Annotated in this window: 13 protein-coding genes; 5 read left to right on the forward strand and 8 right to left on the reverse strand. The window is 42.7% G+C overall.

The genetic code is table 11. The annotated features are described in order from the left end of the window. Position 1 precedes the first annotated feature (1 nt). Complete coding sequence (locus J2W55_RS02065) at positions 2 to 5,197, reverse strand: translocation/assembly module TamB domain-containing protein (RefSeq protein WP_310091388.1); 5,196 nt, start codon at positions 5,195 to 5,197, stop codon at positions 2 to 4. Between the two features lie 231 nt (positions 5,198 to 5,428). Here J2W55_RS02065 and dnaE point away from each other — a divergent pair, with 231 nt between their 5' ends. The 3 genes from dnaE to J2W55_RS02080 all read left to right on the forward strand — a co-directional run bounded on the left by dnaE (position 5,429) and on the right by J2W55_RS02080 (position 10,671). Next, entirely contained in the window at positions 5,429 to 9,013 is a 3,585-nt protein-coding gene (gene dnaE, locus J2W55_RS02070) for a DNA polymerase III subunit alpha (protein ID WP_310091390.1), read from the forward strand. 308 nt (positions 9,014 to 9,321) lie between these two features. Then, positions 9,322 to 9,642 carry a thioredoxin gene (trxA, locus tag J2W55_RS02075; RefSeq protein WP_310091392.1) on the forward strand — a complete coding sequence of 107 codons (321 nt, stop codon included), beginning with the start codon at positions 9,322 to 9,324 and terminating at the stop codon, positions 9,640 to 9,642. 108 nt (positions 9,643 to 9,750) lie between these two features. Beyond that, positions 9,751 to 10,671, forward strand: coding sequence for a DUF58 domain-containing protein (locus J2W55_RS02080; RefSeq protein ID WP_310091394.1), 921 nt, complete (start codon positions 9,751 to 9,753; stop codon positions 10,669 to 10,671). Positions 10,672 to 10,767: 96 nt separating this feature from the next. On the opposite strand, the gene J2W55_RS02085 is transcribed toward J2W55_RS02080, so the two are convergent. Both J2W55_RS02085 and J2W55_RS02090 read right to left on the reverse strand, forming a co-directional pair. Further along, the gene (locus J2W55_RS02085) at positions 10,768 to 12,090 is read right to left on the reverse strand and encodes a sensor histidine kinase (protein WP_310091396.1); all 1,323 of its coding nucleotides are present in this window, start codon (positions 12,088 to 12,090) and stop codon (positions 10,768 to 10,770) included. Between the two features lie 19 nt (positions 12,091 to 12,109). Further along, complete coding sequence (locus J2W55_RS02090) at positions 12,110 to 12,787, reverse strand: response regulator transcription factor (RefSeq protein WP_183566172.1); 678 nt, start codon at positions 12,785 to 12,787, stop codon at positions 12,110 to 12,112. A gap of 219 nt (positions 12,788 to 13,006) precedes the next feature. Here J2W55_RS02090 and J2W55_RS02095 point away from each other — a divergent pair, with 219 nt between their 5' ends. Together J2W55_RS02095 and J2W55_RS02100 are read left to right on the forward strand one after the other, a co-directional pair. Continuing rightward, positions 13,007 to 14,476: a glycoside hydrolase family 130 protein gene (locus J2W55_RS02095; RefSeq protein WP_310091399.1), complete on the forward strand. Its 1,470-nt coding sequence runs from the start codon at positions 13,007 to 13,009 to the stop codon at positions 14,474 to 14,476. A gap of 199 nt (positions 14,477 to 14,675) precedes the next feature. Next, the gene (locus tag J2W55_RS02100; RefSeq protein WP_310091401.1) at positions 14,676 to 15,554 is read left to right on the forward strand and encodes an ATP-grasp fold amidoligase family protein; all 879 of its coding nucleotides are present in this window, start codon (positions 14,676 to 14,678) and stop codon (positions 15,552 to 15,554) included. Between the two features lie 16 nt (positions 15,555 to 15,570). On the opposite strand, the gene J2W55_RS02105 is transcribed toward J2W55_RS02100, so the two are convergent. The 5 genes from J2W55_RS02105 to J2W55_RS02125 all read right to left on the reverse strand — a co-directional run bounded on the left by J2W55_RS02105 (position 15,571) and on the right by J2W55_RS02125 (position 21,962). Further along, a complete protein-coding gene (locus J2W55_RS02105) occupies positions 15,571 to 16,575 on the reverse strand; it encodes a glycosyltransferase family 4 protein (RefSeq protein ID WP_310091404.1) in 1,005 nt (334 codons plus the stop codon). Next, on the reverse strand, positions 16,576 to 18,855 hold the full coding sequence (locus J2W55_RS02110; RefSeq protein WP_310091405.1) for a glycosyltransferase family 4 protein: 2,280 nt from the start codon (positions 18,853 to 18,855) through the stop codon (positions 16,576 to 16,578). It abuts the gene before it with no gap. A 253-nt stretch (positions 18,856 to 19,108) separates the two neighbouring features. After that, on the reverse strand, positions 19,109 to 20,299 hold the full coding sequence (locus J2W55_RS02115; RefSeq protein ID WP_310091407.1) for an aspartate aminotransferase family protein: 1,191 nt from the start codon (positions 20,297 to 20,299) through the stop codon (positions 19,109 to 19,111). 221 nt (positions 20,300 to 20,520) lie between these two features. Then, positions 20,521 to 21,009: a hypothetical protein gene (locus J2W55_RS02120; protein WP_310091410.1), complete on the reverse strand. Its 489-nt coding sequence runs from the start codon at positions 21,007 to 21,009 to the stop codon at positions 20,521 to 20,523. 14 nt (positions 21,010 to 21,023) lie between these two features. Further along, the gene (locus tag J2W55_RS02125) at positions 21,024 to 21,962 is read right to left on the reverse strand and encodes a hypothetical protein (protein ID WP_310091412.1); all 939 of its coding nucleotides are present in this window, start codon (positions 21,960 to 21,962) and stop codon (positions 21,024 to 21,026) included. Between the last annotated feature and the right edge of the window lie 31 nt (positions 21,963 to 21,993).

Consider the following 21,993-nt stretch of genomic DNA (forward strand, 5'->3'; position numbering starts at 1 on the left):
CCTAATTTGAGGTAGTGGTTTGTTGTTTTTTGTCCTGTTGTTGCTGCTCCTCAGCTTTTGCTGCGTCATTTGCTTTATTGGCGGCATCGTCTGCAGCTTTTTTCTTTTCCTTTTCCTGCTGCCGGTAACGGCGGCGCAACTCGCGTTCCTCCGGTGTGCGCTTACGGAATATTTCCCTGAAACGGTTATAATCAACCGTGAGGGTAAACCCTAAGCCGGTTTCAATGATCTGGCCCTGTATCACAATAAATTCATCGCGGCGGTAAGCGCGCAGGGCATATCGGCCGTCTTTACTCAGTTTATAATTTACAGATACGTCGCCGGCAATATTGGTTGCTTTTTGGCCCTGCTGGTTTCCTTCCAGGTTAAAGTTGTTGCCCACGCTTACCGTAAGCCTGTCATTGAGGAACCGTTTGGACAGGCCCACATTCAGGTCCGTTCGGTTAGTGGCCGTTCCCGACGAATAATCTTCGCCCGATGTTAACCCAAAATTAAGATCAACGCCTTCAATAAGATTACCTGCCAGGCGGTTAAGCTGATCGCTCAGCAGGCTGCTCACGCTGCTGCGCACCATCCCTTCAGCCGAAAAGCCTGCCCCCTGGCTTTGCAGCGGATTGTCGCCAATAAAATGGCCCAGTACCAGTACGCCCAGCACCTGTTTATTCATCTCATTAGGGTCTTGCCGCACCTGGGCCAGGCGCGTATTAACGGCAGTTGTTACCTCGCTTGATACGGAGTAATTGCTGTCTGGCAATACAATGTCAAAGCTTATGTCGGGCGTGAGCAGTTGATTTTTTAGTTTCAGGTTTACATTAAAAGGTAGTTTTTGCTTGTATTGAACCAAATTTTCGGTGCCGGTTTGCTGGCTTTCAACCAGGTCAATAGGAGGTACATTAGCCACGTAAATGGCGGTAAGGTCAATGTTGGCGCTGGTTGGGTCGCCGGTCCACACAATGGTGCTGCCTTTTTTAAAGTTGAATTTCCGTTTTACAGTGGCGTATGACAATTCATAAGAGCCGGAGTTTACCTCATAAGTTCCGGTTAAATTGATCTTGCCGCTGGGGTCAACACCGGCATTTAAGCTTGCCTCACCTTTTAAATGAACCACATCGCCATTGCTTTCATCAATTACTATGGTAAATGCCGCGTTTTTATTTACATTGATAGTTGCCGATACATCCAGCCCTTTTAAGTTTGATTTCCTTAAGGAGTCGAGCTGTCTGGCCAGCAGTATCGAATCTAATTTAGGAGCGTTCTGATCAATAAACTCAACCACGCCTTTCCGGTCTTCAACGCTTGGATCGGCGGTGGGCAGCACTACTGTCATATCAGTTTTCTCGTTTACTGTCAAATTGGCATCCACTATAGGCTTGTCCATATTGCCCTTTATGCTAACGCGGGTATCAATAAACAGTTTGCCATAATACAGCTTGTTATCGGCCTGGGTGGAGTTCATGACCCTGAAATTCCGGGCATTGATATCCAAACCGAAGGCAAAATCGGTATAGGTCTTAGTGAAAATGCTACCGCTTACAACTGCTTTATTGTTGGTAGAATCAACCAGTGTGAAATCATTAAAGCGGATGCCCTCGTTATTAAAAGTGATGCTTTCCTGCGGCAGCCTGAAATAAGAGTTGAGCATAGCCACATTAAAGCCAACCTTATTAAACTGAATATCGCCCCGCACTGCCGGCGCATCGGTAGTACCAGCTATTTTTAGCTGCCCGGTGATATTGCCCGATGAATTACGCAGGCTGCCAAAGCTAAAGCCTTCAATACTCTTCATGCTCAGGTTCACGATGTTCAGGTTCATATCAAACCGGCTTTCGGGACTGGTGTAATATAAACCATTAAGATCAACCTGGTTGCCCTTGCCCGTGATGCTCATAGTGGCAGCGTAGGCGTTTTGAGTTTGATTATTTACCTTGAGGGCTATGTTGCCAACGGTATCGCCTTTAAAATTAAAGTCTTTTACGTTAATGGCCGCAGTAAACAACGGCGATTTCTGGAGATTGCTGATCTCGGCCTTGCCATCAATTGTGCCCCCCACCAGTAAAGAATCCTGTTTAGCTATTTTGGTAAGGGCTTCTATGCGGAAGTTATTGAAATTAACGGTGATTGGCGCATTAAATTCCTGCGGGTTGCTGTTAACACTAAGCACCTGATTGGTATTGCTGATGGTGAGGTTATGCGCCAATATGCCTTTGGGCCCATATTGCAGGTAATTATCGGCGTTGACAGCCCAGGGCATGTAATCAAGCAGCAATCCATCCTGTACAAAGCTAAACTGATATTGGTTTGGCAAAATACTGAATACGCCTGCCACACGGTAACGTTCCTTTTTGGCCTTATCGCGCACCTGCAAGCTCAAATCCAGTTTATTATCCTGTGCCTTACCCGATATACCGGTGTATAAAAGATCAAGCGATGAACCAACCTTAATTTCATCAACTGCGAAGTTGTAGTTGAGTGCGTTATTTGCCGTATTTATAGTAAGTTTTCCATTGTTGACCGTGTTGGTGCCATAAACTACTTTAGGCATCGAGCCATTTACTATCAGTTCGCCGGTTTGGCTGTTAAAACTGCCGTTAAGCAATACCGGGTCAAGTTGTTTCAGGTCGGGCACAAACTGGGTGAGCAGTGGTGTTTTAACCAGCTTAGCATTAAATACAAACTGCTGCGGCGAGTAGTGTACTGTATGCTCGGGCTTTTGACCTTTAACTTTTGACTTTTGATTTTTTGCCGCCACCTGCTGGCCGCTTGCTATGGCGGTATTAAAATATTTGTTGATCACATCCTGTATGGCATCGCTTATTTGGGTCAGCTTATATTTGCCGGCCATATGGGCTGTCATAATGGGTGTTTTTAAATTCAGCGTGCTGCTATCGGCATTGGCGGTTGATTTAAGGCTCACGGTATCCAGTTGTATACGCTGCCCCTTGTTTACAACCAGCAGGTCAGTAGCCAGTATATCGGCATTCAGGTAATCAGGATCAGCAGTAGGTACTTTTGCTATCATTTTACCATGAAAGCGCATGTCATCCTTTACAAAATTCAGCTTCTGCAGGTTAATACTATCAACCAACAAGGTGCCGTTAACCGATGGATATTTGCCGCTGAGGAGCGCTTTGGCATCCAGGCTAAAATTTATGTTAGGGTCTTTCATGCGGGCAACAGCTGTATAATCGCCATTGCTTGAGCTGCCCTTCAACACCAGGTTTTGATATGTATAACCTTTTACATAAGCTTTGGCCATATTGCCGTTAAACTGTATGCTGGCCTTTTTAGGGTCAAGGCTTACCCCTTTCAAATCGGCGCTCATGGTTATTTTACCTACCATTTGCGGCTGTTTGGTTAATGCGCCAACATTAAGATCATTAGCTTTGATGCTGGCGGTATAACGTTCGGCACCTTTGTGGCTGCCATTTTTCATGGCTGCAATAAGGTTTACAGTGCCATAGCTGCTTTGCAGCCCCATTTTAGTATCAAAATCGGTCATACTGCCTTTAAACGTACCCTTCAGGTTCATTTTTTCGGGGATGCTTACGTTGGGCGGTATACTGCCAGGGGGGGCAAGTTTGGCAATATCGCTTCGGCTGGTTGTAAAATCGGCAATATTAATATCAAAATAAGCCTTGTTTACATCAGGCAACCCTTTCATTTTGCCTGACGCCCGGATATGCGTATTGCTCAGCCCCGTAACTTCCAGGTTAGGAATGTCCAGGTTATTTACCTGTCCGCTCACCTTGCCGTTTATCTTGAAAACAGTGCCCGGCGAACTTTTGAAAGGCTCCATAGTTGCCATGGTCGGCATCAGCAGCAGCACATCTTTTAAGCCTAAACGGCTGCCATCAAGGTTAGCGTTGATACCCAGCAGCCCAATATTTTTGGTTATGGCATCAATAGAAGGGTATCTTACCTGCACAGATTTCTGCAGAACGGTTTGCGGAGTTTCCAGCAGCAGATCATTCATGTAGGCGTTAGTTGGTCCGTAAAAGAACGCCGTATGGAATTTATTGATCTTTAAACCGCTTTTTTCATTAAAAGAAAAAGAATTGATCTTGCCCGAAATGGTGTCAGGGTTATAGGATATATTTTCGGCTTCGGCGTTCAGGTTGCGCATATCCATGTGCCCAAAGTCAAGGCCTTTTGGTATCGCCTTTTGCGCTTCGTTATCAAACTTTATATTATCGTTGGTGAAACTTACCTTGCCTAAAGTAACCGCCCATTTGGAGGTTTGCGGCGATGAAACCAGTGTATCAAGCTTTTTAACGGTTTTTATAACCGCTTTTTGTACGGTTTTGGGCTTTGCCAGGCTCAACTCGGCCCAGGTATCATTCAGTTCAATGGATTTAATGCCTACCTGCTGTTTTTTAAGGTCGATCTTATCCATATTTACAAAAAACTTATTGAGGTCGATATTGGCGCTCATTTCGCTGCTGCGGTAGTCAACTTTTATTTTTGATACATCTATCACTCCCAAATCAAGATCCATATTGAGCGGCTGGGCAGCCGTATCAATAGCAGCGGCCTGCGTAATGGATGAGCCTACCGGCGTTTGTATAATGCGTGCGTTAACGCCCGACAAGGTGATCCTGGGTATGGTAAATTTCATTTTATCCATATCAAAATCTTTTATCCGGGTATCAAAGTGGTCCAGTAAAAACTTTACGTCATTGCCCGAGGTTTGATCCTTATATTTGATATTGATGCGGTCGAGAATGATCTTATCGAGCGAGAACTTCATGGTTGATGTGGTATCCTCGGGTTTCACCTCTTTTTTTTGCTCACCCACAAAGGCGTTAATGATGTAGTCGAAATTAAAAACGCTATCAGCCCCGCGGCTTACATTGGCGGTAATGCCCTGCAGGTTAATTTCATTGATCTCTACTTTATTACTAAACAGTTTAAACAAGCTGATATCAACCTTTAATTTTTCGCCTGCAATCAGCGTGTCTTTTTTCTGGTCTTCAAAATAAACATCCTGCAATACCAGTAACTTAGGCAAACCAAGACTGATGTGGCCAATTTGCACTTTGGTATGAATTTTCCCTTGTAAAAAATTTACAGCTTTATCTTTGGCGAAGTTTTGAACCGCCGGAACCTGTATTAAAATAACTACAAGCAATACCAGAAAAATGACACTTGCAATTATCCAAAGCAAGGTTTTGACCGCTATTCGTCCAAATTTTTTCAATTGTACAAGTTTTTCAAAAGTGATGGTCGTTTTATATTAAAACTATCAAACTGTATGCTAAAGTAGCAGCCTTGCTTGTGCTGGTTCAAGATACGCTTCTTCACTTAATTCTTCAACTGCGCTACTCACCGACGGAAATTATTTCGGCATATAGTTTTTCAACACTTGATACGGCAAAGTTGTTTTTTAATAACTTTGTATTCTACCGGATTTTGTTGAAACAGATTAACTATGCCAGATTTTTCTCACTTACACGTACATACTCAATTTTCCTTACTTGACGGGGCTGCCGATATATCAAAACTATATAAAAAGGCCGCAAATGACGGGATGAAGGCGTTGGCCATAACAGACCACGGTAATATGTTCGGGGTGTTTAAATTTGTTGCCGAAGCAGGTAAACACAATGTAAAACCTATTGTAGGCTGTGAATTTTATGTGGTAGAAGATCGTCATAAAAAACAGTTTACCAAAGAAAAAAAGGATGTGCGCCGCCACCAGCTGATGCTGGCCAAAAATCCCGAAGGGTATAAAAACCTGGTAAAGCTATGCTCCTTAGGGTACATGGAAGGGTTGTACAGCAAGTGGCCGCGTATTGATAAAGAACTGATTTTAAAGTATCATAAAGGTTTAATAGCCACCACCTGCTGCATTGGCGCATCGGTACCGCAAGCCATATTAAGGGAAACCCCCGAAAAAGCCGAAGAAGAATTTAAATGGTGGCTTGACCTGTTTGGCGAGGATTTTTACATTGAGCTGCAGCGCCATGATATTCCTGAGCAAACCACAATTAATAATGTGCTGCTTACTTATGCTAAAAAGTATAATGTAAAGGTAATATGCTCCAATGATTCGCATTATGTGGATCAGCAGGACTCCAACGCGCATGATATTTTGCTGTGTGTGAATACCGGCGATATGCAGAGCACGCCCATTGCAACCGACGAAGAGGGTGGCCGCGGTTATCGTTTTGGTTTCCCTAATGACCAGTTTTATTTTAAAACGCAGGCAGAAATGGGCAGCCTGTTTGCCGATGTGCCTGAATCGCTTGACAATACCAACGAGATAGTTGACAAGGTTGAAGTACTGAAATTAAAACGCGACATTCTGTTGCCCAACTTTGTGATTCCCGAGGAATTCAAGATACATAACACTCCTGATGCCGATACGCTAAACCAATGGGAGTATTTAAAACATTTAACTTTTACAGGCGCCAAAGAGCGGTATAAAGATATTTCGCCCGAGGTGGAAGAGCGCATCAACTTTGAGTTGTTCACTATCCGTACCATGGGTTTTGCCGGGTACTTTTTAATTGTGGCCGACTTTATAAAACATGGCCGCGATATTGGGGTGTTTATTGGGCCGGGGCGTGGATCGGCAGCGGGATCAGTAGTGGCCTATTGTACGGGTATCACCAATATAGACCCGATGAAGTACAACCTGCTGTTTGAGAGGTTCCTTAACCCGGATCGTAAGTCGATGCCCGATATTGATACCGATTTTGACGACGCGGGCCGCCAGCGGGTAATTGATTATGTGGTTGATAAATATGGCAAGAACCAGGTAGCACAGATCATTACGTATGGTTCTATGGCTGCCCGTACCAGTATACAGGACGTAGGCCGGGTGTTGGATATGCCGCTGGCCGAAATGAACGCCATTAAAAAACTGGTGCCCGACACGCTGGGCATCACCCTGAAGGATGCCATTGAACAGGTGCCCGAATTAAAGGAAATAGTAAAGGGTAACGACCTGCGCGGGCAGGTACTGCGTGAGGCCGAAAAGCTGGAAGGGTCGGTGCGTAACACCGGCGTGCACGCCGCGGGTATTATCATTGCCCCTTATGATTTAACGGATATTGTTCCGGTTGCTACCGCTAAGGACTCTGACCTGCTGGTTACCCAGTATGATGGGCGTGTTATTGAAGATGCAGGGGTTATCAAGATGGACTTTTTGGGTCTTAAAACCTTAACCATCCTGAAAGATGCCCTGAGGATGATCAAGCAAAACCACGGGGTAAGCATTGATATTGACTACATACCGCTTGATGATCAAAAAACTTATGAGCTTTATCAAAGGGGCGATACCAACGGAACGTTCCAGTTTGAAAGCGATGGTATGCAAATGTACCTGCGCGAGCTTAAGCCCGATAAATTTGAAGATTTAATTGCCATGAACGCCCTGTACCGCCCGGGGCCAATAGAGTATATCCCAAACTTTATTAAACGTAAGCACGGCCAGGAGCCCATTGTGTTTGACCTTGCCGATATGGAGGAGTACCTGGGCGAAACCTACGGTATTACTGTATACCAGGAACAGGTGATGCTTTTATCGCAAAAGCTGGCCGGGTTTAGCAAGGGCGATGCCGACGTGCTGCGTAAGGCCATGGGTAAGAAGCAAATTGAGGTACTTAATAAAATGGAGGCCCAGTTTATGGAAGGGGCCCAGGCCAAAGGGCACCCCAAGGATAAACTTACCAAAATATGGACCGACTGGAAGGCCTTTGCACAATATGCCTTCAATAAATCGCACTCTACCTGCTATGCTTTTGTGGCGTACCAAACGGCTTATTTAAAAGCGCATTATCCGTCAGAGTATATGGCGGCGGTTTTAAATAACCAGAACAACATGGAAAAGATCACCTTTTTCATGGAGGAATGCCGCAGGATGGGTGTAGAAGTTTTAGGCCCGGATATTAATGAGTCTGATATGTCATTCGCGGTAAATAAAAAGGGGCAGGTGCGTTTTGGATTAACCGGTGTTAAAGGCGTGGGCGATAAAGCGGTAGAAAGTATTATTGAGGAGCGCGAAGCCAATGGTCCGTACACGTCGGTTTATGATTTTGCCCGGCGATCAAACACCCGTAGCGTAAACCGTAAATCATACGAAAACCTGGTTTATGGCGGCGCTTTTGACGAGTTTGGCATCAACAGGTCGCAGTTTTTTGCCAAAACAGACCTTGGCGTTTTAACCGGAGTTGAACGCTTAATAAAATACGCCAATGATTACCAGAATGTGCAAAGCAGCTCGCAATCATCATTATTTGGTGGATCGGTAGCTTCTTACGTTCCGGAACCGGCTATGCCCGAGGCCGAAGAATGGCCGTTAATTGAAAAGCTGAAATATGAAAAAGCAGTGATCGGCATATACTTAACCGGCCATCCGCTTGATAATTATAAAGTTGAGCTCGACAGGTTTTGTAACAGTACTATCAGCGATTTGAAACTGATGCAAAAGGCGCGCTCAGGCGAAGGCGGCGAGGATATCATGGGCGCTTTTAATGAACTTCGTAAACGGGGCGAGATAAGAATTGGCGGCCTGGTATCAAATGTGCAGCATAAGATGACCAAAACCGGTAAGCCTTTTGGCACGTTTGTGCTGGAAGATTACAATGAATCATACGAGTTTGCCCTGTTTGGAGACGATTATGTGAAATTCCGTAACCTGATGATGGATGGTTATTTTCTGCATATTAAAGGTACCATCGAAGAAAAATTCAGACAGAAAGATAACTGGGACCTTCGCATAGCTGTGATGGACCTGCTGTCGGAAATGCGGGACAAGCATACCAAATCATTAACCGTATGTATAGACGTGCACATGCTTAACAGCCAGTTATTGGATGATATACAGCATGTTATCAATGAAAATAATCAAAAATACCCGGTACAAAACTGTAAGCTGCGTTTCCAGATCAAAGACAGGGAAGAAGCCATGCTGGTTGAACTGGCCTCCAAAAACTTTAAAGTAAACCCGAGCGACGACCTGATGGCCAATATTTTCAATTTAACCAATACTCAGCCGTTGTTGAAATAGGTATTAAGCGCGTTTTGGGCTTGTTAACTTATGCGGTATTATTAAACATGTACTGCACAACTATTAGCCCCGGGCTTAAATCCGTTTGGGAATTTGAAAAGGATATTGTTTGATTTTTATAATTTTTGACTTATTTATTCAATTGGTCAATTAAATGAAAAATGTTGATAAATTAGCTGTAATCCATTGTCGGCCTTGTGTTAAGTGGAAAAGTTATATTAATATAATTGTCACAATGTCAGGCCGCACTTGTGGCAAGCTATTTGAATAGTATATATTTGTAATACAAAAATTAAAAAATAGAAATCATGGCTTTAGAAATAACCGATGCGAACTTTGACGAACTTGTACTGAAATCAGACAAACCTGTATTAATTGACTTTTGGGCAGAATGGTGTGGTCCTTGTAGGATGGTAGGTCCGGTAGTTGAAGATATCGCAAAAGAATACGATGGCAAAGCCGTTGTTGGTAAAGTTAATGTTGACAATAATCCTGGCATATCAACTAAGTTTGGTATCCGTAATATCCCCGCTTTATTATTCTTTAAAAATGGCGAAATTGTGGATAAACAAATTGGTGCTGTTCCAAAATCAGTATTAACTGATAAATTAGTTAAGCAATTAGCTTAATCAACAAAAGGATAATTAAGTTTATAACAGCTTAATCCACCATATTTAAATTACTTTTAAAAGCGCTGCCTGTTTGGCGGCGCTTTTTTTATGCCTTATATTAGCCTTATGCCAAAATTAAATGACGATCAGCAAGTAAGCCACCTCGCTAACCTTGAACTGCTGGCCCGGCAAGTGGTTGAAGGTTTTATAACCGGTTTGCACCAAAGCCCGTTCCATGGGTTTTCTGTAGAGTTTGCAGAGCACCGTTTGTATAATAATGGCGAATCGGTAAAAAATATAGACTGGAAGCTACTGGCCCGAACTGAAAAGTTGTTTGTAAAACAGTTTGAGGAAGAAACCAACCTGCGCTCCTATTTATTGCTGGATACTTCATCGTCAATGAATTTTCCTGAAAAGGGGTTAAACAAGCTACAGTTTTCTACTTACGCTATAGCCTCATTAATGCACCTGTTTAAAAAACAGCGCGATGCCTTTGGCTTGTGCCTCTTTTCGGACAAGATAGATTGGCTTAGCCAGGCCAAATCAACTTCGGCGCATTTATTTCACCTGTACGCCGAGCTCGAAAAAATGTATAACGCCAACCGGCCTAATACAGCTACCAATATAACAGATGTACTGCACCACATTGCCCAGGAGATACACCAACGCTCGATGGTGATCATTTTTAGCGATATGCTGGAGAACAACTTAAATGAGGAAAAATTGCGATCGCTTTTTGCTGCTATACAGCATTTGAAGTTCAATAAACACGAGGTGATCATTTTTAACGTGCATGATAAGCAAAAGGAGCTTGACCTTAATTTTGATAACCGCCCGCACCACTTTATTGATATGGAAAGCGGTGCCGAAATAAAAGTACACCCCGGCAAGGTACGCGACGCTTACCGGGCGTCGTTGATGTTATACCGGCATGAGCTCCAGCTCAAATGCGCCCAATATCATATTGACCTCATTGATGCGGATATAAATGAAGGATATTACAATATACTTAAAGCGTACCTGGTAAAAAGAAATAAAATGATATAAAAAAAGGCTATTCTTTTTAAAAAATAGCCTCTTAATAGGGGTAACACTTACTAAAACTGTACAAATAAATAAATTCAGTATGAAGATTTAGTGAAGTTAGTCCTGGCGGTTAAATACCAGCTTTACGGTAGTGCCTTTATCTTTGGCCGAGTTTATTTTAACTTTAATATCATGAAACGCGGTGATGCTTTTTACTATGGCAAGGCCTAAGCCATAGCTTTCCTTTTCGTCGGTATCAAATTTTTCAAAACGGTTAAAGGCATTTTCAATTTGCTTGTGGTCCATGCCGGCGCCTGTGTCGGCAATAATAACAGAGTAAATATCATCTGTAAGTTCATCACTAATTGTAATGGTGCCTTGTGGGTTATTATACTTTATGGAGTTGTTAATGATGTTGAACAGCAGGGTATGCATGAGGGGGCGGTTGCCTTTTATAGTATAAATGTATTTAAGATGGTTAGTAAACTTAAGCTGCTTTTCATCCATCCGGTCTTCAAGTTCTTCATGTATCTCTTTAATAACACCCGCTATCATTACCTGGTCATTTTTATCAAATTGATTGTTCTCCACTTTTGATATCAGCAACAGGCTGTTAATGATTGATTTGAGTCGGTTTAAAGTTTTAAGCGAGGCATGCATCTTATTTTCGCTGCCTTCGCTCAGCTCTTCATGCAGTAATATATTCTCAAGCCTTGAGCTGATGATGGAGATAGGGGTAAGCAGCTCATGCGATACGTTGGCTATAAACTGTTTTTCGAGCATGAAAATATTTGTTATTTTTTTCATCAGCGAACTGATGCTATCATCAAGCATTTCAAAATCCTGGGTGGTAGTTTTTATCTTTTCATAATCAAAGTTCATCGGGTCGTTCACCTTGATCAGTTTACGGTCAATTATCTTATAAAACGGAGCGAGCAAAAATTTGGTAAACACGAGGTCGCTAACCAGTGTAAGCGCGAGAGCAATAAACAGTACCAGTAAAGTAAACCTTTTTATAATTGATTTTAGCTCCTCAACAGATTCAATGGCCTGGCCAATTTCAAGCTGATAGGTGTGATGATTAAAGTTAAACCTGCGCGAAAGGACCCGGTAGTTTTCTAAGTTGCCATCAAAAGTGCGCGTATCTGAAGAAAATTTAACAGTTTGAAGTTCGGTTGGGTCGTATCTGACCGGCTCTATGGTGATAAATTCTGTCCTTAAAATGTTGTAATCGGTATAAGTTTTCCCCTTCGCCAAATAGTTATTGATCTCTTTTGACGGAAAGCTTCTTAAAATTTCCTTTGCAGCATTCTCTAACCTTAATTCAATATGGTTGTATGATATTTTTTCAATTGATAACAGTATAAGCAGGCCGGTAAACAAAATTATAGCCACCTTGGTTAGGGTGTTATATAAAGCCAGCTTTACCTGTAGTTTCATTTGTTAACAGATATATGTTTTAAATATTGATACGGTAACCAATGCTCCTCACGGTTTCAAACCAATCAATAGGTATATATTGCGATAGTTTTTTGCGCAGGTTTTTAACGTGTACATCAACAAAGTTCGAGTCTGAATTTATTTCCAGCACATCACCCCAAACATGTTCGGTTAAGTTGGTACGTGATATTACCCGGTTTTTGTTTAATACGAGGTAGTTAAATATTTCAAATTCTTTTTTAGTAAGGTTAATGCGTTCATCATTATACATTACCGTACGGTTCTGGATGTTCACCCTGAGCCCTTTTATATTAATATCATTACTTTCAAGCCGGTGTTTGCGCCGCGTTATGGCATGCATGCGTGCTAAAAGCTCGCTTAATGAAAATGGCTTGGCCAGGTAATCGTCGGCGCCCTGCTCAAGGCCCATCACCCGGTCGTCAACCGCGCCGCGCGCGGTCAATATAATAACGGCGTCTTCGCGTTTATCAAGACCTTTAAGCATTTTTAAAAGATCAAAGCCGTCGCCGTCAGGCAAACCAAGATCAAGCAGTATAAAATCATAGTTGTTGACAAATATTTTCTCCTCTGCCGATTTTTTGGTGCGGGCATGTTCAACCGTAAAGCCTTCATGACTTAAAAATTCATCAACTTCAAGGGCCAGGCCTTTTTCGTCTTCAACAATTAATACATTCATAGGCCTGCAATTTACAAAAGGTGCTGATAAAAAGATAAAAGACTTATAGATAACGGAACAAAGGCAAAATAGCCGGTTAAAGCTAAGCACATGCCACCCTCATTGTTTTAATAATTAATTACGCTAATCATATCTTTCCTTTTCATCCGTTTTCTATTTAAAATTACCGAAATCAATTTTAAACTAATGATGTTAATGTATAAACGTCATCTTTTCAATATGAGACTTTCTATCGATCGAAAACCCATAAGAGTTAATCCAGATCCCAAACGTGTTATTGCAAGATTCTTTTTTAATGGAAATGACCGGGCCAAAGAAGTGATTGAACGTGTAATGGATATCAGCGAAGAAGAGGCCTTTGGCATTGTTTCGCCGCTGTTACAGGAATATTCCAAACGGCACCGTAATATTACCCGGGTGTTAAACCGACACTGCAGCAAGCTAAAACCATTGTTTCATGAATTGCACATTGATTATGATACGCTCACGGTTTACCGTAAGTTACTCATAGGGTCATATTTTACGCATGAGTATTCTATTGAGTCCGCTGCGTTTTTTAATCCATCCATAATTGAAGATCCCGACCAAACCGAACTGGAGGACGGCCAGAAACGGGTGATCATCAGTTTTAGGGCGGTAGGCGAAGGGCATATCTCTTCTATCACTTTCAGGCGGGCTCTGATAGATAAGTTTAATAACATTACTATTCAGCCCTCCGGAAGCTATATTGACGAAGCCGAAATTGTGCGGAATGCGGTTTACAATAAAAAACTGTTCTTTGAAAAAGCCGCTATCACCCAGATCAATATTGATGTAATAGGCGAGCTCGAATCAAAACTTGATCATCATTTTGAATATGCAAACCTGCGCCGTATCATCCTTGATTCGCAAAGGCTGCAGGAGAGCGATATGAAGCGGCTGGAGTATGATAAAGTGTTATGGCTGGCCGATTCTTACTACGAAATTGTTTTTTCACTTGATACAGATATCTCTGACCGTGTGATATTCCCGATATCGGAGTACGAGCGTAAAGGTATTGAAGACGCGCGTTTTGTAAAATTTATCAATGAAGACGGCACCTATGTGTATTATGCCACCTATACCGCTTATGATGGCTCGCTCATTATGCCTAAGCTCCTGCAAACAACCGATTTTTACAATTTTAAAATAATGCCGCTTTACGGCGCCGGCGCACAAAACAAAAACCTGGCATTGTTTCCGCGTAAGGTAAATGACAAGTTTGTAATGATATCGCGTATTGATGGTTGCAATAATTACATCATGTACTCTGATAAAATAAACATATGGGAAAAGCCCATACTGCTGCAACAGCCCAAATTTAACTGGGAATTTATACAGATAGGTAATTGCGGTTCGCCTATTGAAACCGAAGACGGGTGGATAGTGATAACCCATGGCGTTGGCCCAATGCGGCGTTATGTACTGGGCGCCAGCTTACTAAAACTGGATGATCCAACCGTTGAAATAGGCCGCCTGCGCGAACCTCTTTTGATCCCGAACAGCGATGAGCGCGAAGGTTATGTACCTAACGTACTATACTCGTGCGGCACCATTGTTCATAACCAAAAGCTTATTATCCCTTATGGCGTATCAGATTCGTCAACCGCTTTTGCCGAAGTGAGCCTTGATGAACTGCTTAAAAAGCTTAAAGAGGATGCAGGCAAGTAGTTCAACATTCTTTTAACATTTTGATATATAGCTGTATTTCACAATAAATGTCCACATAATTTCACGTTTTACACGGGTTAGTATACAATATCAGGCGGGAGCGGGAAACCACTATTATATAATATAAATTTAAGTATCTAAATATAATATCCTGCCACTAAGGTAATCTCTGATTGCTTTAGCGTATTATAACCTCAAAATGCTAAACTATTTAAAAACCAACGTATTAAATCCACTTGGAGTGGATTTGCCTGATTTCGGCAAGTTTTCTGTCAGAATTAAAAAACGGCATGAGATTTTCTGGAACGATATCAACGCCGAACTGGTTAGAAACACCCCGATGACCGAAGATGACCCGATAGAGAAGTGGAAAGACGATGTTTATTGGCAAAGAAAACTCAGCAATAAATTTAATGCCAGGGAGTTTGCAAAAAAACATGGGTGCGATGTTGCCAAACTCTTGTGGAAAGGCGCCGATGCGGAGCATATTGATTTTTCGGCTTTGCCTCCGCAATATGTTATTCGCCCAACTATAGGCCATTCATGCAGCAATGTATATGTTATGACCAATGGTGTTAATTTATTTGATCATAAATATTATACACCCGCAGGTATAAAGGACGCATTAAAATTAGAAACCCTTAAAAACCCCGCCCAGGAGTTTTTGATCGAAGAGTTTTTGATGAATGACTCGGGAGCCTACGAAATTCTTAAAGATTATAAGTTTTTTTGTTTCAATGGCAAAATAGCCACAATTTGTGTTATAAGGCGGTTAAGCCCGCAAAGCGGATATAACACATTTTATGATGAGCACTGGAATAAAATGAAGATGGTGAATAAAACTTTTGGCGATGGTGAAGATCATCCCAAGCCAGAATGTTTTGACGATATGGTTGAGCAGGCAAAAAGACTAAGCAAGGCTTACGGCATTTTTGTAAGGATTGATTTTTACTCCACCTACAGGGGCGCAGTTTTCGGGGAATTTACCCCGACACCCGGTATGGGTAATAATTACAGCCGTTTTGGCGAAGAGTTATTATCTAAGTACTGGGAAAACTATTGTTACGGCCTTGTATAGTTGATGGTGTTTTAATTTAACCAAGTATGCTTCTGTATAGCTGTAAATAATCGGCGGTCATTTTGTCGCTCGAAAATTGGGAGCTTGCCCATTTATAGCAGGCCATGCGGTCAATATGGTTTATCCGTTCCACGGCTTCAACAGCTTCATCAACGGTATTCACCAAAAAGCCGGTTTCCGCGTCCTTTATCAGTTCAGGCATCGATCCGCGATTAAACGCTATTACAGGGGTACCGCAAAGCATAGCTTCGGCCACGCTCAGGCCAAAAGGCTCATTAAAACTGATGGGGTGCAGTACGGCATAGGCATTGCCCAAAAGGTCTTTTCTTTTTTGCGGGCCGGCATGGCCTACATATTCAACGTTTGCAGATAGCTGCGGTTCAACTTTTTCGCGGTAATAGTTTTCATCCTGGATAATACCTGCTATTAATAGTTTTCTTTTACTTTTTTTAGCTATTTCAATAGCCTCCGCGGTACCTTTATCTGGGTGAATACGTCCAAAATATAACAGGTAGTCTTCCGGGTTTTTATAAAATTCAAAATCTTCAATGTGCAGCCCATTATACACAGTGGCTGCGTAACTCAATTCCGGGCTGCGGTCGGCATTACTGATGGAAACATAATAACCCGACTGATTGTACTTTTTATAAACTGGGATTATTTTAGGTGATGAAAAACCATGTATGGTAGTAACCACGGGTGTATTGATCAAACCAGAGTAGGTAAGGGGCAAAAAATCAAAATTGTTGTGGATAATGTCAAACTGGTGCGCCTTCTCCATCAGGTTGCTAATGTGCAGGCACTCCAGCACCTTGGCGTCCTGTTGGCGGTCCTCTTCATAACCAACGGCGCAAACAGCATCAAGTTTACCAGCGGTTATGGAATCGGCAGTGGCAAAAAGTGTTACCTCAACCCCTTGCTTTACCAAACCCTCGGCAATATTTGATGCTATTTGCTCCCACGGGCCGTAATGCCTGGGAGGTGTACGCCAGGCAACCGGGGCCAATACAGCTACCTTCATTTAGCAGATCTCCATTTTCTGGTTGCCGTATTTGTTGTATTCGTACTCCAGCTCAAAGGCTTTCAATACAGTTAAATGCGATATCAGGTAAGCTAATGTACTTTCGGCTCCCTGGTTGCGGTTAATGCCCGTAGGCAGCAAACCATCACAGCATCCTTTAGTTTCATGGTCATACAAAGGCGCGCGCAGAGTATTTTCGCCCAGGAACCATTTATAGCTCAGGAACATTTTTTCAATATATTGCGGTATCCTGAATATTTGATAGGCTTGGAAGTGCATAAGTACCATAGCCATGGTTTCAATAGCCTGCTGGTCAAACGTTGGGAAAGAGCCACCGCGATAATACCAGCCGTCATTACCTACCGGACTTAAATATCCGTTTGACAAGGTTAGTTTATCCAAAAACGCCATAGTGTTCATGGCTATTTTTTTTACCTGCTCATTTCCGGTGATCTCGCAGGAGTGCAATAGCGCCAACGGAAGTATGGCATTATCATAGGTCATTTTTTCCTCAAACCATTGCCAGTCGGCTGATTGCGTATTTTCGTAGGCATCAATAAGCGGCTGGGTAAGCTGCGTTAGCAGCCTTTGCATTCCTTCATCAGCAGGAAATACCTTCAGGTACAGGCTTATGCCTATTATGGTATTGGCCATACCGCGCAAATGTTTCAAAGTAGTAAAATGCGGTACCGATTTATGGAATATTTCCATAGCAAACTCGCGGTAGGAGTTGGTGGCCGCGCAACCTATCAGGTGACCCAAAGCCCAAACGGTTCGCCCGAATGAATCTTCGGAGCCCACTTCATCCAGATACCGCCTGTCAAAGCTCAGGAAATTGCGGAAATTGCCATCATCCCTTTGCATATAGTGAATGTAGCTCAAATATATAGGCAACAGCTCAAACGCTTCGCGGCTTTTATTACGCTGGTAAGCCATTAAAGCCATAATGAGCGCCCGGGCATTGTCATCAAGGCAATAACCTTCTTTTAAATTAGGTATTCCGTATTTGGCGTGCTGCACTATGCCGGTATCGTCTGTTAAGCGCAGCACATGCGTTAAGCTGAATTTGGGTAATGTTTCAGGGTCAACTATACTGTTCTTTAATATCTTATCGCTAAAATCAAACGCAACGGTAGCTTCCTGCGCAGTTTTTATATATTCGGCACCAATAACAGGCCAGCGTAAATGCAGCCCATATTGGTAAGCATTTTCTTTAAGCTCCTTTAATACGCGGTCCTGGTCAAGCAATTCAATTACTATATCTGCCAACGCTTCAGCGTTTTTAAATTCAAAAAGCTTTCCGCGGTTATTAGCCAATAATTCTGTAGCGTGCCAGTATGGGGTTGATACTATGGCTGCGCCTGCACCTATGGCATACGAAAGTGTGCCACTGGTTATCTGCGCTTCATTCAGGTACGGTGTAACATATATTTCGGCAGCGGTAAGATAGTTCACCAGCTCATCTTCCGAAACGAATTTATTGATGAACGACAAATTGTTTGATACACCAAGCTGGGCCGCGAGTGTTTTCAAATGGTCGCGATATTCTTCGCCCGAACTTTTGATCACGCCCGGATGGGTATTGCCCAGCACCACATACATTACATCGGGGTGTTTTGCAACTATGGCCGGCAATGCTTTTACCACGGTTTCCAAACCTTTGTTGCGGCTAAGCAAACCAAAAGTTAGCAGCACCCGACGGTTTTTAAATGACGACAGATTTTTAACCGGGTTGTCAACCAGTGGTTCTACATCGGGCACGCCATGCTCAATGATCTGTATCTTTTCGGCAGGGATACCATAAATGGTGGTTAAAAATTTCACTGCCCGCTGGCTCATTACTATTATTTTTGATGATTGCTCGGCTATTTCGCGGATGATGATACGCTGAACATAGCTGGGATCTTTCAGTATAGTGTGTAATATGGATATTAAAGGTTTTTCAAGCCGGTTTATTAAAGGCAATATGTAAATACCACTTTCGCCACCGTATATGCCAAACTCGTGTTCCATAATACAAACGTCGGCATTGCTGGTGTTGATGTAACCGGCCGCGCGGATGTAATCTTTTTGATGATCCTGCCTGATGACATATTTCACCTCGGCGGGATATTCATATTCCTGCAGGTTTTCAGAATCGTTTAACGCAACCACAAAACCGCTGTCAACAAGTGATTTTCTGTCGGGGAAATTGGCATTAATGGCGCGCATCAGGTTTTGGTTGAAAGTTGCCAGGCCACATTCACGGGGAGGATAGGTTGATATATATGCTATTTTCATATTGAGTAGAGATATTTATAAATGCGGGGTACATATTAAACAATGCTTTTTAATTAATTGTTTAAACTGTGACTATAAAAATGTACACCATGTGATCTTTTCTAAAAAAATCCAACATCTTATGCAATTTTATAAAGCCCATGCACATAAATGCATAAACCATACCAATTTAACTCAAACTAAATTTTATAATATATAATTCAATAATAAGTACTTGAAAGTACCTTAAACAGGAGGGCTGGTATTCCTGAATTTAGGAAGTGTAGTAAGTAACAGCCTCAATAATTACAGCGCAGGCATGTTCAATTTCATGAGGTTTGATAATGAGCGGTGGGGCTATACGCATGGAGTTGCTGCAATGTAAAAACCAGTCGGTAATAATGCCATGTTCAATGCAGCGGTCAATTATTTTTTTATTCAGATCAAAACTATCCAGCTCAACAGCCAGCATAAGGCCCTTGCCACGCACTGCTTTAATGGATGGGTGAACGAGCAGCTTACGGAACAGCGCTTCTTTTTCGGCTACGCCCGATACAAGGTTTTCGTCCAATAACACTTCCAGCGCTGCGAGGCCGGCAGCACAGCATACCGGATGACCGCCAAAGGTGGTAATATGACCTAAAATGGGATTCTCTTTTAATGCGCCCATAATGGCGTTTGATGCAATAAAGGCGCCTATGGGCATTCCGCCGCCTAAAGCTTTAGCCAGTAATAAAATGTCGGGTACTATATCAAAATGCTCAAAAGCGAACAGTTTACCTGTACGGCCGAATGCGGCCTGTATCTCATCCAGTATCAATAAGGAGCCCATTTCATCGCAGCGTTTGCGCAAGGCCTGCAGGTATGCTGCATCGGGCACATGGATGCCGGCTTCGCCCTGTACAGTTTCTATGATGACACAGGCGGTATCCCCGGTTATCAGGTGCAGGTCGGCCATGTCATTAAAACGGATAAAATTAACTCCGGGCAACAGCGGGCGATAGGCCTGTTTAAATTCCTCGTTGCCCATTACGCTCAGTGCCCCATGGGTACTGCCGTGATAGGAGTGATGACAGGCTATCACCTGTTGCCTGCCGGTAAAGCGCTTGGCCAGTTTTAAAGCACCTTCAACAGCCTCGGCACCCGAGTTGGTAAAATATACCGATTGCAGATTTGCAGGAAGTACCGAAACTAATTTTTCGGCAAAGCGCACTTGCGGCGTTTGTACATATTCGCCATAAACCATCAGGTGCATGTATTTATCAACCTGCTCTTTTATAGCCTGGGTCACTTTAGGATTACCGTGCCCAAGGCTGCTTACCCCAATCCCTGATATGAGGTCGGTATAGGCTTTGCCGCTTGCATCGTATATATAAATACCTTCCGCACGTTCAAATTCAAGCAGCAACGGAAAATTGGTTGTTTGCGCGTTATTAGCTAAAAAAAGTTGACGTAGCGTAGGCATTTTTAAAGTAGTAAGTTTTGAGTTGTCGCGGTAAAGATAAGCTTAATGCGGGGTTGCCAAAAGAAAATTGGGTTTGTTATGCTGCCCGTGAGGTGTATATAACAACGCTAACCGTGCTGAGAGATCCTGAAACAAGTTGGGGATAATCTGTTCTCTTTTCTGGGAAGGCAAACAAAGTAACGCGCTAAGCGGCAATTAATGAGCAATAACTCAATAGCCGCTTAATTTCCTGCCCGTTCGCTGCGTTCGCTAAGTTGTTTAATAAGCTCATCGCGAAACTCACGTTCGCTTTTATAAAGCTCGCTCACTTTTTCGGGTGGTAATATTTTTAGGAACGCGTCCTTATAGCGCTTCCGTATGGCTACCTGTTGGCTTTCGTAGTAAATTTCTTTATCAATTTGCTCGGTGCCATTGGCCGATGCGCTGGAGTTGTTTAACCGCTTGAGTATATTAACGGCGGTAAGCTCCTGTTGATACTGGCGGTACAGAGGCCAAAACTTGGTCGATTCCTGATCGGTAAGGTTAAGTTGTTTGCTGATAAAGCGGTCGCGGGCGGCTTCGAGTCTTTTACCCACGCCTTTTTTATCACGCGTAGGGGCAGGGGTTATCTTTTGCCGTTGTACAAGGCTGTTGCTTGCCTGTGCAAATGACTCGTAACCCGCTGTTAAAATAAATAGTATAATAAAAATATGCCTGACCAGTTTACTCATTAAAATTGTATCGGTTAATTAGTATCTAAATAATCTGACAGATCTTCATCTAAACTTTCGCTATTGATTTGCTGTCCGCCGTCCATGAGTGTACGGGTATCGCTTGCATCTGAATGTAGCTGTAAATAGCTTTTAATTTCATCAACAGGTATAGTTGAAAGTTGCTTATGTAAAAAAGACCGGTCATGTGCTGCTACAGGAGCATCTGCATTTTTTACAACAACACCAATACCTAATATCAGTGCAAAACAGGCTGCTGTGGCATAGCGCACTGTATGCGAGGCAAAAAGCCTGCGCACCACGCCTTTGTTTTTAGCCGCTGCCGGCATGGTAACAATTTTTGCCGTATCCTGGTTAACAGCTTTATTTAAAATGTTTTGCTGAAGCTGTTCAAAATAATTCTCAGGAACAGTAAAACCTTCGGCTTCATTGCTTGCATATTGCTCAACAGCTATCCTGCTTTGGATATTATTGCTCAGCTCATCAAAATAATTTTCAGGAACAGCAAAGCTTTCAGCTTCATTATTGGCGTATTGCTCAATAACTATCCGGCTTTGAATGTTATTGCTCAGTTCATCAAAATAGTTTTCCGGCACATCAAAAACCTGATGCTCCGGGTTTAAGGATGCCTCAATGGCTATCCGGCTTTGAATGTTGCTGCCAAGCTCATCAAAATAATTTTCTGGTACGGTAAAACCTGTGTTTTCCGTATTCACAGCCTCTTCAATACGTATACGGCTCTGTATGTTGCTGCTTAATTGTTCAAAGTAGTTTTCAGGAATAGTAAACCCTGTAGATGAGCTTTTGAGCTCTTCCAGCCTTATGCGTGATGTTATGTGCTGCGCTAATTCGTTAAAATAGTCAGGCGGCACTGTAAACGGGTTATTGGTATTAACCTGTTTAAGTGATTCATAATCATCCAGCCACTCCCTATTGTCCATATCGCTTTTCATACATAACTATAGATGAGAATAGTGCTAAAAG

This window comes from Mucilaginibacter pocheonensis (assembly GCF_031456535.1).
Lineage (GTDB): Bacteria > Bacteroidota > Bacteroidia > Sphingobacteriales > Sphingobacteriaceae > Mucilaginibacter > Mucilaginibacter pocheonensis.